Below are 13640 nucleotides of genomic sequence, written 5' to 3'. Positions count from 1 at the left end.
GCTGAGCGTGGCCGCACCTCATATACTTCCCAGCAGAAAGATTCATAGCCGTGAAGAAATTTGTTGCCTCTTTGGCTCTCGTACCCCTAGCATTCGGTCTTGCAGCCTGCGGCTCATCTGACTCAGCATCATCTAGCGACGAAACGGTTCGCATCGGTGTAGTCGGTTCCAGTGATTCCAACAAGAAACTAGTCGAAGTTGCTGCTGAAGAAGGCATTAATGTAGAACTTGTTGAGTTCAGTGACTACAGCCAGCCCAACCCTGCCCTCAATGCCGGGGATATCGACATGAACTGGTTCCAGCACATTGCTTACCTCTCTGACTACAACGTCAAGAACGATGACAACCTGCAAATTGTTGGTCCCACCGTCATCTACCCCATGGCCATGTTCTCCACCACTCACACCTCAATTAGCGATTTGCCTGACGGCGCCGAAGTTGCAATCCCCAATGACACTGTCAATGAGGCCCGCGCACTGAAACTGCTGGAAGCTAACGGCCTGGTTAGCTTCACCAGCGAAGTTGATACCCCCACCATTGACGATGTAGATTCAGCTGCGTCCAAGGTCAAGGTCACCCCGGTTGACGCTACTCAGACCGTGATTTCAATGGAATCGGTCGATGCTTCAGTGATCAATAACGACTTCCTCATGGACGCGGGTCTTGACCCCAAGAACGCGCTGGCTCAGGATGACCCCGCCAACGAAAGCGCCCGCCCCTACGTCAACCTCTTCGTAGCTCAGGCTGATGACGCTGATAATGAGACCTACAAGAAGATTGTTGAAATCTTCCACACCGATGCTGTGCTGCAGGCTGTGCAAGAAGAGACTCAGGGTACCGCCGTTGAGGTAGATATCGACGTCGAAGAGCTGCGCTCAACTCTGGCAACTCTGGAAGACAAGCTGCGCGGCTAAAACGCCTCGAGACTGTCGCTTTGAGTTAGCTCGCCACGCAGCCGCAGCGGTAGCCCAACTAGGCTACCGCTGCGTTTGCTTGACCGGCATCCAAGGCTTTAGTACCAAGATGCTCCTACCTACTGAAGAGAAACCATGACCGAAGACCACATTGTATCGTCACGTTCGGCAGCTGAACCCATGGTCGTCCTGTCGAACGTCACCAAAGAATTCCGCGTAGGCAAGAAAACTGTTACCGCCGTTGATCACGTCGATTTGACCATCAACCGCGGCGAAATCTTTGCCATCATCGGCTATTCCGGTGCCGGTAAATCCACGCTGGTGCGCCTCATCAATGGGCTTGAATCCATTACTAGTGGCTCCCTCACCGTCAACGGGTTTGAGGTTGCCGGTAAACGCGAATCCCAGCTGCGTGAAGCCCGTACCAACATTGGCATGATTTTTCAGCAGTTCAACCTGATGAACTCACGCACTGTAGCCGGTAACGTTGAGTTCCCGCTCAAGGTAGCTGGCTGGGATAAGAACAAACGCGCTGCGCGCGTCACCGAGCTACTGGAGTTCGTCGGTCTTGCTGATAAGGCAAAGAACTACCCCGATCAGTTATCAGGCGGTCAGAAACAGCGCGTGGGGATTGCCCGTGCCTTGGCCACCTCACCTTCCCTGCTCTTAGCAGACGAATCCACCAGTGCCCTCGACCCAGAAACCACCGCTGAGGTGCTGGATTTACTCAAAAAGGTCAATCACGAGCTGGGTATCACCGTCATCGTGATTACCCACGAAATGGACGTCGTCTCAAACATTGCAGACCGCGTGGCAGTTATGGAGCTGGGCAAGGTCGTAGAGAGCGGCAATGTTTACGATGTTTTCTCTAACCCCCAGACTGCCACTGCTAAGCGCTTTGTGGGTACGGCCGTCAAAACTACTCCCGTTGGTGGCGAAGCTGCTGAACTTAAAGAACGCCACCGCGGCTATCTGGTCAACATCGAGATCACCGAGGGGAACACCAGCATCGGCAAAGTGCTCTCTTACCTGGGATCCCGCAATGTTTCCTTCAACATTGTGCAAGGTGGTCTAGAAACCCTACAGGGTAAGAGCTACGGTAATCTCACCCTGGAACTAATCGGCGATGTCATCAGCATTGATGCCGCGGTTGCTGAACTCAAAACCGTAACCCGCGTGCAGGAGGTACGCTAATGTACACGAGCGAAGGTAAACTGCTGGCGGCTAATTCGGTCGACTGGGCCTCTTTTATGCCCGATAAACTGGTCCCCGCCCTGGGTGAAACCCTCTACATGGTGTCCTTCACCATGCTCATTGCCGGTTTCCTGGGCCTGGTGGTGGGGCTTTTGCTCTACACCACCCGCCAGGGCAACATCCTGGCCAATCGCTTCGTTAACATCGTGCTTAATGTCGTGGTGAACATCGTTCGCCCTATCCCCTTTATCATTTTGTTGGCTGCTCTGGGCCCGCTGACCTCCATGGTCGTTGGTACTAGGCTGGGTGCTAATGCGGCTATCTTTGCCATGGTCTTCGGCGCGACCTTTGCTATTGCCCGCATCGTTGAGCAGAACATGGTCTCTATTGACCCCGGCGTGATTGAAGCAGCCCGCGCTATGGGCGCATCCAAAATGCGCATCCTCTTCACCGTTATGATCCCCGAAGCACTCGGGCCGCTGATTCTGGGCTACACTTTCTTGGTCATTGGCGTGGTCGATATGTCTGCTATGGCAGGCTACATCGGCGGCGGTGGCCTGGGCAAGGTGGCTCTGGTGGACGGCTACCAGCGCTTCAACGAGATCATCACCTGGAGCGTCGTTGCCGTCATTATCATTCTGGTGCAGCTCATCCAGCTGGTGGGCAACATGCTGGCCCGCAAGGTCATGCGCCGCTAGTCAGAGCAGGTGGGCTTGCCCCGCACGTCTAAGGCCGGTCTCTCTTCTGAGGAGACCGGCCTTTTGTTGGTGGTTAGTCTTTCTTACCGCTGACCCAGGATGAGTCGTAGAAACCGGAGTCGGGTAAGTTCTTCTGCGTCCGGGCTATGTCTTTTTCGTAGAGACGCTCGGCATAGTCGGTGGGGCGTACCAGCCGGTCGTCGTCCTCATCATCGTGGTCGGTGAAGCGGGCCAGTGTGAAGATACCGTAGAGCAGAGCTGCGAAGAGTAGGAAGAAGAAGGCAAGCTCAGCCCACATAATTACATAGTTGCGGCGAAGCTCCGGCGACACGTCAGAGTAAACAGCGGGCACCACCGTAAAACTGGCTAGAGCCGTGATGAGGGCAAGCCCGGTCAGAGTATGCGGAAACCAGAACCAGCGGCTCAGCGGCTTCCTGGGTTTCCGAGCAGAGCGCTGCCCGACCGGATCATCAGCGGTACTGGTGGTAGGAGTAGGAGAGGGCGGCAGGAAGTCCCTGTAATAGGCGCGCTCGTCCTCACTGAGATCCTCAAGGCGCTTACCAAAACGCGATTGATCGCGCTCAGATTCTTCAGGCATCGTTGCCCTCCCTGTCTTTGGCTAGTCTATATAACCTGCTAGCTATGCTTTGCTGGCGAGCCAGCGGTCTACCTGGGCGAGAAGTTCTGCGTCCTTGAAAGAGTCAAAGCGCCCGATTCCCGCCGCTAGGAGTTCTTTTTGTTCCGGTGTCTCGGGAGTAAAAATCAGACAGCGAGTGCCTGCGCCGGTTGCTGCCATCATGCCCGTGACGGAATCTTCTACCGTCAGAGCTTGTTCGGGGCTAAATCCTAAACGGCGTACTGCTTCAAGGTAGATATCGGGTGATGGTTTGGGTGAGGGCACATCGCTGGAAGATACCCAGGTGGTTACGATATCTGCATAGCCAAATTTCTGCATTTTCACGGCCAGTAATTCCCCAGATGAATTAGAAGCAACCGCTACGGGAATATGAGCCGCTAGTTTCTTGATGAAGTCAAGAGCGCCCGGGATGGGTACAACCCCGCGGTCCAGAATCTCTAACTCAGTGGATTTCACATGGGCGAGCACCTGATCATAGAAGTTTTCTTTGCCTTGTGCCTGGGGTGAAAGGTGGGCAATGACCTTAGCCAAGTCTTCTGCTGCCGAACCGATCAGTGATGTTTCGAGCTCTTTGGTCACGGTCACGTCGTAATGGTCAAAGAGCTCAATTTGGACGTCGTTCCAAAGAGTTTCTGAGTCAAGCAGCACGCCATCGCAGTCAAAGACAGCGCAGTGGGGTGCCCAGGTATCAGTGGTATCAAGAGAAAACATATCTTAATGCTCTCATAAGAGCCCTTACCCCGGGCACGATATTACGCAGCAGGCATAGACTGCCTAGAGTAAGCTAACAGTGGCTCTACTCAGCAGGGTAGAGAGAGTGCTGGAATAATGGAGCCTATGCCTATCGTACTTATCAGACACGGCCAGACTGACTGGAACATCGACCGCCGCCTGCAGGGTGCCACCGATATCCCGCTCAACGACACTGGGCGGGGCCAGGCTCTGGAAGCAGCTCATAACCTGCGCACCTTTGCTGAGGACCGCGGTGAGAGCTTCACCTGGGACGCGGTGGTCACCTCCCCGCTGAGCCGAGCGGTAGAAACCGGGCAGATTATTGCCAATGCTCTGAGCCTAGAGATCGGTGGAGTCTATGCCGGACTGGCTGAGCGGTCCTTCAGAAGCCTCGAGGGCACCAAATCTAACCCTGCGATTTGGGCGGCCGTAGTGGCGGAAACCCTGGATATAGAACCCATGGCAGACTTTCTGGCACGCACCGATGACGCCCTAAGGCAGGTCGAAGCTGACTACCCGCAACAGAACATCATTGTGGTTGCTCACGGCATGCTGATTGGCGCCACCTTGCAGGCCCGCACTGGCGGTGAACTGCTCATTCCGGTGAATGGTGCAGTCATTGAATTGCCTGTACACCTCTCTGCCTAAACTGCTTTGTCGCTGATCAACCGCCCAGAAAGAACTCTATGACTACGCATAACACCGGCTCCCTTACCCTTATCCGTCACGGCCAGACTGACTGGAACAAGCAGTGTCTGATGCAGGGCTCCTCCGATATCCCCCTCAATGATGTGGGGCGTCAGCAGGCGCACGATACCGCCGCTGCCCTCAAAGCGCGTGGTCTCAGCTATGACGTGGTCGTTGCCTCCCCGCTAAGCCGGGCTTTAGAGACAGCTCAGATTATTGCCGCAGATTTCGGTCTCACGGTCAGCGCTACCTACGATGGGTTGGTAGAGCGCAGCTATGGTGAAGCGGAAGGGCTAGATATCTCAGAAGAAGCCCGCCGCACCCCCGATGCCTTTTATGCGGGAGTCGAATCGGAGCGATCTGTCTACCTGCGCGGCATTGAGACTCTGCGCAAAATTGTTAGTGATTACCCGAATCAACGGGTCATCGCTGTTTCTCACGGTTCCCTCATTCGGCGGGCTCTTTCAGCTACGCAGGGTGAGGAATTTGGCACGGTCGCCAACGCAGAACCTTTCCAGGTACATCTGCCGGGGCTGGCGTCCTGGTCAGTTGATCATGAACCACTGTTGAGGGGCAAACCCTAGGTGCGATCACCTTTCACACTGCTGGGGTGGGCGGCTCTAGCCTGCTACCTGCTCACCATTGCTGTGATTGTATTCTGGCCAGTGCACGTTGACGCGGGGGAGCCCAGCCGCGTTCTGCAAGAACTTCTACATACCGGTTACGGTTCAGGGCTCTTACCCCGCTGGTTCGGCTACGCCCAGGTGGAATGGCTCTCCAACGTGCTGATATTTGTGCCCGGCGGCTTGCTCTTTACCTTACTTCTGCGCCCTACTCGCTCCTGGTTGGTGCCTCTGGGCGGTCTGGGCGCTACCCTTTTCATTGAAACTACCCAGCACTTTATGCCCGGGCGAACCAGTTCACTGCTGGACGTGCTAGCTAACTCCCTGGGTTGTGCTATCGGTTGGGTTGTGGGTTTAGTGGTTTTACATGTTGTCTTGAAACCCACGCAAACCCTCAAGGAATGCGTGTAATACAACGCTTCCAGGTCTTTGAACATTGACGTACCCAACCAAACCCACATAAAATCAACTGTGCATAGGGTTTACCCCCAAACCAAATTTTTAAGGTGATGAACACATGTTCGCTGAAGAACGACGTGCCGAGATTGCGAAGCTCGTAGCCTCTGCCCGCCGTGTCAATGGCGCTGACCTGGCTCGCCGCTACGAAGTCACGATGGAAACTGTCCGCCGTGACCTAGCAGCGCTTGAAGCCGATGGTAAGTTGCGCCGAGTACACGGCGGCGCGGTGACGGTTGAGCAGTCGACCTCGGTAGAATCCTCCATCGCCCTGCGCCAAAATATGAATACCCCCGAAAAGCAAAAAATCGCTATGCGAGCCTACGAGCTCTTGCGCGATTCGGATGCCGGGGCCGTGGTGCTGGACGCAGGTACGACCATCGAAATCTTGGCAGACCGTATTGCTGCTAGCGACTTCTCCCTCAAATCTGGTGCTGACCGTCTGATTATCACTCACGCCCTTCACATCGCGGTGAAGCTGGCTGAGGCTGATGGTATCGTGCTCGATATGGTGGGTGGGCAGTTGCGCAAGATGACCTGGGCCGCTGTAGGCACTCGGGCGGCTGACCACTTTGCGACCATCCGCCCCGATATCGCTTTCATTGGTGTCAATGGCCTGGACCCCGAGTTCGGCCTCAGCACCCCAGGTCTTAACGAGGCAATCGTTAAAACTGCCATCGTTAAGTCTGCCCGCCGTGTAGTGCTTCTCTGTGACTCTGCCAAGTTTGGCCAGGAATCCCTGGTGCGCTTCGCCGGGCTTGAAGATGTAGACACGCTTATCACCGACAGCGCGCCCGAGGGCAAGCTTGCTGAGGCGCTTGAAGAATCTAACGTAGAGGTACTGATCGCATGATCGTCACACTAACCGCTAACCCCAGTATGGACCGCACCGTTGAACTTGAACACGAGATCAAGCGCGGTGCCGTGCAGCGCGCCGTGGCCGCGGCGTCCGATCCCGGCGGCAAGGGCGTCAATATCGCTCGTGCGCTCACTATCTCTGGCTTTGAGACTATAGCTGTGTTGCCCGGAGATAACGAAGACCCCGTGCTGGCCAGCCTCAAAGAGGCCGAGGTTCCCTTCGTAAACATGCCCATCGGCAGCCCTATCCGTTCAAACATCACCGTGGTTGAGCCTGATGGCACCACCACCAAGATCAACGCTCCGGGTGAACCTCTGAACGATGTTGCCCAGCAGCAGCTGACCCGTCTGATGATTAAAGAAACCATTGATGCCAGCTGGCTGGTGCTGGCAGGCTCCCTGCCCGCTGGCGTCCCCGGTGACTACTACGCCGTGGTGGGGCGCTCCATCCGTGAATCCCTGGGTGAAAAAGCTCCCCGTATCGCTGTGGACACCTCAGGTGTAGCCCTGCGCGATGCGCTGGTTGGCCTAGACGGCATGCCTAATCTCATCAAGCCCAACTCAGAAGAACTGGCTGAACTGGTAGGCAAACTTGAGATGGCAGATGAGCTAGAAGATAGCCCCGAACTGACCGCCCGCACCGCCAAGGAACTGGTAGACCGCGGTGTCGAGATGGTGCTGGCAACCCTGGGTGGTAACGGCGCGGTTCTGGTGACCAAGGACGGTGCATGGCACGCAGTGCACGCCCCAGTGAAGGTTCGTTCAACCGTAGGTGCGGGCGACTGCTCTCTGGCCGGCTTCCTGATTGCCCACGAGCAGGGCAAGACCCTGCCCGACTGCCTGGTGCAAGCGGTTGCACATGGTTCCGCCGCGGCGTCCCTGCCGGGAACTCAGGTGCCCACTCTAGAATCCACCACTCCCGACGCGGTTACCCTGCGTCAGTTGGATTTCTAAACTATAAGTTTTAACCTATCAACCACACACCTGCCCTCAACCCGTGATAGGTGCCCGCATAGGTGGGAAACGGGCGGTTGGCGCTTTGAGTATCTTTAGACTCCCAAGGAGGAGCACATGTCTGCTCTTATCACCGCGAATCTCATCACCCTGGATGAGAACCTAGGCGATTCCCGCTTTGATGTTATTAAGCATCTGACGCAGGCGGTTGTCAACGCTGGTCGGGCCACCGACTTTGAAACCCTCTACGCCGCGGCCCGTGCGCGCGAAGAAAAGACCGACACCGGTATTCCCGGCGGCATTGCGATTCCGCACTGCCGCAGCGAGGCCGTTACCGAACCGACCCTGGCGATGGCTCGCCCTGCACCCGGTGTTGACTTCGGTGCTAAGGACGGCGCGGCCGACCTGATTTTCTTCATTGCAGCTCCCGCTGATGGTGATGAGGCGCATCTGAAGATTCTTTCAAAGATGGCTCGCTCTCTCATGAAGAAGAGCTTTACGACCGCTTTGCGCGAAGCTAAGACTCGCGATGAGGTAGTTGTGTTGGTTGAAGAAGCACTGGGTTTGCGCGAGAAGGCTGAGCCTGCTGCTGCAGCTCCTGCCGCCTCAGTGGCAGCTCCTGCTGCCGGAGAGCCCGCCCGCAAGAAGATTGTGGCTGTGACCAACTGCCCCACCGGCATCGCTCACACTTACATGGCAGCTGACGGCCTTAAGTACGCCGCTGAAGAAATGGGCTACGACTTCAAGGTTGAGCCCCAGGGCTCATCCGGTGGAGAGAAGCTCACTCAGGCTGAAATTGATGAAGCCGATGCTGTGGTCTTCGCCGTTGCCCTGCCCGTGCGTGGACGCGAGCGTTTTGCCGGCAAGCCTTACATCGAGTCGTCCGTGAAGCGCGGTATTGATGAGCCCAAGGTCATGATTGAAGAAGCCCTGCGCGAGGCCGATAACCCCTCAGGTAAGCGAGTGGTTGCCGGTGCTACCGATTCAGAGGAGACCGCTTCAACGGACGGTTCTTGGGGTTCACGCATCTACAAGGCACTGATGACCGGTGTCTCTTACATGATTCCCTTCGTGGCAGCTGGCGGTATTATTCTTGCCATTGGCTTCATGCTTGAAGCAATCACTATGCCTAACCTGGGTGACGTCGATCCCGCCGCCATCCTTGAAGGTGCCTCACTGACCAACCTGGGCGATACCCCGCTCAGCCTCTACCTGGGTGCGGCCCTGCACACCATCGGTGGTTTTGGTCTGGGTGCTATGGTTCCCATCCTTGCTGCCTTCATCGCTTACGGTCTGGCGTCCCGCCCCGGTATTGCTCCCGGCTTTATCGCCGGTTCAGTCGCTGTTCTGGTGGGTGGGGGCTTCTTAGGCGGTATCGTTGCCGGTCTGCTCGCCGGTCTGTGTGCCTACTGGCTCTCACTGCTGAAGCTGCCCCGCTGGTTGGCATCCATGATGCCTGTGGTGGTTACTCCTTTGGTGGCTACCCTCTTTGCCGGTGGCCTCATGTTCTTCCTGCTCGGCGGCCCCCTGGCCTGGGTTACCTCCTCACTGGAGAACTGGCTCAACGGCATGACCGGCACCTCAGCTATCGTTTTGGGCCTCATTCTAGGTGCCATGATGGGCTTTGACCTTGGCGGCCCCGTCAATAAGGCAGCCTACCTCTTTGCGACTGCAGGCCTTGCATCCGGTACTCAGGCAAGCCAGGAAGTCATGGCAACAGTCATCATCTCAGGTATGGTACCCCCGCTCGCTATGGCGCTGGCAACCGCCCTGCGCCCCAAGCTCTTCACCGCCCCCGAACGCGAAAACGGTAAGGCAGCCTGGCTGCTGGGTGCATCCTTCATCTCAGAAGGCGCTATCCCCTTTGCTACCGCTGACCCGCTGCGTGTAATCCCCTCTTCTATGGTGGGTGCCGCGGTTGCCGGTGCTATCGCTATGGGCAGTGGCGTGGCTTCGCCCGCGCCGCACGGTGGCGTCTGGATTATCGCCCTGGTGGACAACCCCGTAATGTTCCTTGTGGCAGCGCTTGCAGGTACGGTAGTGTCAGCTTTCATATACATCATTCTGAAGTCTCTTTCATCAAAGAAGACCGAAGAACCCGTCGCCGCATAAACACATAATCACTCTCTTTTGAGGTCTAACAAAGGAAATCGTATGACCACCTATAACGGTGTTGGCGTCTACGCTGGACGCGTCATCGGCAAAGTACTCCAGATGCCTGATCCCATCAAGGCACCTTCAACCTCTTTGAAGCTCTCACCCGATGAGACACCTGAGGCAGCTGCTGAACGTATCAAGGCAGCAGCAGAAGCCGTTAAGAACGGTCTGCTGGAGCGTGCTGAGCATGCTGGCCGCGACGGCAAGGCAGTGCTCAAGTCAACCTCTCAGATGGCAACCGACCGCGCCCTGCTCAAGAGCGCTATCAAGCTCGTTGAGACCCAGGACAAGGCACCTGAGCTGGCCGTGTGGGAAGCTGCCTCCTCATTTGCAGATCAGATGGCAGCCCTGGGTGGCTACATGGCAGAGCGCGTCACCGATATTCACGACGTCCGCGCCCGCATCGTTGCTGAGCTGACCGGCCAGCAGGCACCCGGCATTCCGGTTTCTGCTGAGCCCTTCATCCTGGCAGCTATTGACCTGGCACCGGCCGATACCGCTACCCTGGACCCCAAGCAGGTTATCGCTCTGATTACCTCCGACGGCGGCCCCCAGGCACACACCGCTATTCTGGCGCGCGGTCTTGGTCTGCCCGCTATCGTTGCGGCTAAGGGTGTAACCGAGATTCCAGTGGGTACCGAGGTCTACGTTGACTCCAACGCGGGTCTTGTTGAAACCGAGGTCACCGAAGCTCACCGCGAGTTGGCAGAGAAGTATGCCAATCGTAAAGAACTGCCCGACTTCGACGGTCACGGTGTGATGGCTGACGGCAGCGCCGTTCCCCTCTACGCTAACGTCGGCGACGGCAAGAGCGCTGAGAAGGCAGCCGGCCTTAAGGCAGAGGGCGTTGGCCTGCTACGCACCGAGTTCGGCTTCCTGGGTCACGACAGAGAACCTTCCGTCGAAACTCAGACCGCCAGCTACAAGGCAGTCTTTGACGCTTTCCCCGGCCAGCACATCGTAGTCCGCACCCTGGACGCCGGCGCAGATAAGCCCCTGCCCTTCCTCAACACCAAAGAAGAAGAGAACCCCGCTCTGGGTGTACGCGGTTTCCGCACCGACTGGACCGTTCCCGGCGTCCTCACCCGCCAGCTTGAAGCCATTAAGGCAGCATCTGACGATTCAGACGCTGACATCTGGGTCATGGCACCCATGATCTCAACCACCAGTGAAGCGCGTAACTTCAAGAACATGCTGGATGAGGTAGGCCTCAAGCCCCGCGGTGTCATGGTTGAGACCCCCGCAGCAGCCGTTAACGCTGAAGCGATTCTGGGTGAAGTTGACTTCGTGTCTATCGGTACCAACGACCTGACCCAGTACACCATGGCAGCAGACCGTCTCCTGGGCGATCTGGCGCACCTCAACAACCCCTGGCAGCCCGCCGTCCTTAAGATGATCAAGCTGACCGTTGAAGGCGCTCAGCGCGCATCAACCACCGCTGGCACCAAGAAGTACGTCTCGGTCTGTGGTGAAGCTGCAGCTGATCCTGCCCTGGCGGTTGTTCTGGTCGGTCTGGGTGTTGACACCCTTTCCATGAATGCTGGCGCGATGGCTGCTGTATCAGCAGTTCTCAAGTCAGTAACACGCGAGAAGGCCCAGCAGATTGCTGTCAAGGCACTGTCAGAGATTTCCTCTGCAGAAGCTAAGGCTGCAGCCCGCTCCGAACTGCCCATCCTTGATGAGCTAGGTCTCTAAGAGCTACTGTTTGCTCTTCGATAAATCACACTGAAACAAGCGGTAAACACGCAAAAACGTGTTTACCCTGTTCTAGACTCAATAGTGGAGAACAATCCACCTTCTTTCCCGTCTAAGGAGAACACCATGGCAGAACGTATTGCCACCATTGCAAGCCGCGTAGGCTTGCACGCACGTCCCGCAGCGATCTTCGCTGAAGCAGCAGGCGACCTCCCCGTTGAGGTCACCATCGCAGCTGAGGGTGAACCCGCAGACGAGGCAATGGACGCAGCGTCAATCCTCTCACTAATGTCACTGGGCGCCAAGCACGGCGACAAGGTCGTTCTGCGTGCAGAGGGCGAAGGCGCTGATGAAGCACTCGAAACCCTGGTCAAGATTCTTGAGACTGACCACGACGCCGAATAAGTAGAGATTTAGCCGTGCGTTGTGGTGGTCAGTAGCGGCAGTTCGCTCCGCTCACCTCACCACATTCGTCAGCTCTTAGGTCACCGCGCGGTGACTCTCTGACTCATCACGACGCCGATTAATCGACGCCAGGTAGATAAGACTTGGGAGTCTTACATGGCTCTCACCGTCTAGTGCGGTGGGAGCCATTTTTATGCCCTTTATGGTCAGGCAGAGCACTGGACTACCCCAGGACGCCGGGTGTGCCGGCGTATCTCACGTAGAGATAGGGTGCATAGGTGGGGGCTAAGTCGATAGACTGTAAAGCTGAAACCCAATTCATGCGCCACCGCGCACCACAGAAAAAGAGGGACCTTGCGAGAATTCACAGCACGCTTCGCCACCGAAGCAGAAATCGCAGCCTGGGACGAGCACGTTACCGCTAGCCCCGGTGGCGGTAACCTGTTGCAGTCTGCCTCCTTTGCCTCCGTCAAAGCCAAGCACGGCTGGAAGCCGCTCTACCTCGTCCACGAAGGCACCACCATCATCAACGGTGAGCCTGCCCCCTTCGCCAGCTACAACCTGGTCCTGGAGAAAGCCGTGCCCGCCCTGGGCAAGATCTGGTACATGATCAAGGGCCCCGGTGTGAACAGTGTTGAAGAAATCCCCGCAATCCTTGAAGCTAACGAGGAATTCATCCAGCGCGAAAAGCTAGGCGTTTTTGCCGTCAAAATCGAGCCAGACATCATCGCTAACGATGAAATCAACGCCTACATGGCAAAGAGTGGCCTGGTGAAGTCTTGGAACATTCAGCCCAACGATTCGACCGCCATCCTCGCCACCGACAAGAGCGAAGAAGACGTTCTGAAATCTCTCTCATCCCGCGGCCGTAACGCGGTGCGCCGTTCCCTGCGCGAAGGCTGCAAAGTCGAGCGAGTAGAGCTGACCGATGAGAACATGAAGAAGATGTACGCTCTCATGGACACCGTGGGGCAGGGTAACGCCAAGGTCCACCTGCGTTCCTACGACTACTACCGTGACTTCTGGACCAGCTTCGCCAACGCCGGCCAGGGCCGCCTCTACTTCACCTATGAGGACGGCGAACCCTCCGTGGGCGCATACGTCATTAACTACGGCGATAAGGGCACCTACAAGGACGGCGGCTCCAAACCCCGCCGCAAGCAGTACGGCGACTCCCACCAGGTACAGTGGACCGCTCTGACCGACCTCATGAAGGAACACGGCATCGTCAGCTACGACTTCTGTGGCACCCCGCCCAAGGATCAGCTGAAGAACAAGGACCATCACCACTACGGTCTGGGCCTCTTCAAGACCTCCTTCACCAAGGACGTCATCGACTATGTGGGTGTCTGGGACCAGGTGATCTCACCGGTCAAGTACAAAGCCTGGAACACCTCGGTTGAGAAGGTCATGCGTCAGCTCTGGGTACGCAAGACCGGCCAGCCCTTCTACTAAAGAGAGGTTTAGTAGGGTTTGGGCTGAGACAAGCTCGTAGCTCGCCTGCTGGCTCGGAGCTGGCGTGAATTGCCGGTGCGAGCTCGCGAGTCTGAGCAAGAAGGTCAGCAGCGAGTGCGAGCGTGGCCTCAGCCCACTGGGACCCTCTACGCGCCTCTTTACCCCCCCCTGCCAC

Annotated in this window: 14 protein-coding genes; 12 read left to right on the top strand and 2 right to left on the bottom strand. The window is 56.9% G+C overall.

All coding sequences use genetic code 11. The features are described from left to right. The first annotated feature begins 50 nt into the window (after nt 1–50). The 3 genes from M3668_RS03615 (at nt 51) to M3668_RS03605 (ending at nt 2806) form a co-directional block, all read left to right on the top strand. Nucleotides 51–914: a MetQ/NlpA family ABC transporter substrate-binding protein gene (locus M3668_RS03615; protein ID WP_251379424.1), complete on the top strand. Its 864-nt coding sequence runs from the start codon at nt 51–53 to the stop codon at nt 912–914. A 135-nt stretch (nt 915–1049) separates the two neighbouring features. Beyond that, complete coding sequence (locus tag M3668_RS03610) at nt 1050–2108, top strand: methionine ABC transporter ATP-binding protein (RefSeq protein WP_251379423.1); 1059 nt, start codon at nt 1050–1052, stop codon at nt 2106–2108. Then, a complete protein-coding gene (locus M3668_RS03605; protein ID WP_251379422.1) occupies nt 2108–2806 on the top strand; it encodes a methionine ABC transporter permease in 699 nt (232 codons plus the stop codon). The genes M3668_RS03610 and M3668_RS03605 overlap by 1 nt, the downstream gene beginning before the upstream one ends. 73 nt (nt 2807–2879) lie before the next feature. Here M3668_RS03605 and M3668_RS03600 read toward each other — a convergent pair whose 3' ends face one another. Together M3668_RS03600 and M3668_RS03595 are read right to left on the bottom strand one after the other, a co-directional pair. Next, the gene (locus tag M3668_RS03600) at nt 2880–3404 is read right to left on the bottom strand and encodes a hypothetical protein (RefSeq protein WP_251379421.1); all 525 of its coding nucleotides are present in this window, start codon (nt 3402–3404) and stop codon (nt 2880–2882) included. A gap of 42 nt (nt 3405–3446) precedes the next feature. Further along, nucleotides 3447–4154: an HAD family hydrolase gene (locus M3668_RS03595; protein ID WP_251379420.1), complete on the bottom strand. Its 708-nt coding sequence runs from the start codon at nt 4152–4154 to the stop codon at nt 3447–3449. A 126-nt stretch (nt 4155–4280) separates the two neighbouring features. On the opposite strand from M3668_RS03595, the gene M3668_RS03590 reads away from it, so the two are divergent. From M3668_RS03590 to M3668_RS03550, 9 genes are all read left to right on the top strand, one after another. Further along, nucleotides 4281–4823: a histidine phosphatase family protein gene (locus tag M3668_RS03590; RefSeq protein ID WP_251379419.1), complete on the top strand. Its 543-nt coding sequence runs from the start codon at nt 4281–4283 to the stop codon at nt 4821–4823. Between the two features lie 38 nt (nt 4824–4861). Beyond that, nucleotides 4862–5446 (top strand): histidine phosphatase family protein, encoded by a 585-nt coding sequence (locus M3668_RS03585; protein ID WP_251379418.1) that lies wholly within the window; start codon nt 4862–4864, stop codon nt 5444–5446. After that, on the top strand, nt 5447–5896 hold the full coding sequence (locus tag M3668_RS03580; RefSeq protein WP_251379417.1) for a VanZ family protein: 450 nt from the start codon (nt 5447–5449) through the stop codon (nt 5894–5896). 106 nt (nt 5897–6002) lie between these two features. Beyond that, nucleotides 6003–6794 carry a DeoR/GlpR family DNA-binding transcription regulator gene (locus tag M3668_RS03575; protein WP_237202815.1) on the top strand — a complete coding sequence of 264 codons (792 nt, stop codon included), beginning with the start codon at nt 6003–6005 and terminating at the stop codon, nt 6792–6794. After that, nucleotides 6791–7753, top strand: a complete 963-nt coding sequence (locus M3668_RS03570) for a 1-phosphofructokinase family hexose kinase (RefSeq protein ID WP_237202814.1) — start codon at nt 6791–6793, stop codon at nt 7751–7753. Before M3668_RS03575 ends, M3668_RS03570 begins: the two co-directional genes overlap by 4 nt. A gap of 117 nt (nt 7754–7870) precedes the next feature. Then, nucleotides 7871–9865, top strand: a complete 1995-nt coding sequence (locus M3668_RS03565) for a PTS fructose transporter subunit IIABC (RefSeq protein WP_251379416.1) — start codon at nt 7871–7873, stop codon at nt 9863–9865. 42 nt (nt 9866–9907) lie between these two features. Further along, nucleotides 9908–11605: a phosphoenolpyruvate--protein phosphotransferase gene (gene ptsP, locus M3668_RS03560; protein ID WP_251379415.1), complete on the top strand. Its 1698-nt coding sequence runs from the start codon at nt 9908–9910 to the stop codon at nt 11603–11605. A gap of 126 nt (nt 11606–11731) precedes the next feature. Further along, nucleotides 11732–12010: an HPr family phosphocarrier protein gene (locus M3668_RS03555; RefSeq protein ID WP_204878018.1), complete on the top strand. Its 279-nt coding sequence runs from the start codon at nt 11732–11734 to the stop codon at nt 12008–12010. A 354-nt stretch (nt 12011–12364) separates the two neighbouring features. Then, nucleotides 12365–13465, top strand: a complete 1101-nt coding sequence (locus M3668_RS03550; RefSeq protein ID WP_251379414.1) for a lipid II:glycine glycyltransferase FemX — start codon at nt 12365–12367, stop codon at nt 13463–13465. Nucleotides 13466–13640: the final 175 nt, after the last annotated feature.

This window comes from Rothia sp. P100 (assembly GCF_023712425.1).
Taxonomy (GTDB): Bacteria; Actinomycetota; Actinomycetes; order Actinomycetales; family Micrococcaceae; genus Rothia; species Rothia endophytica.
The sequence above is the reverse complement of the archived record's forward strand: the minus strand, read 5'-3'. Positions and strand labels throughout refer to the sequence as shown.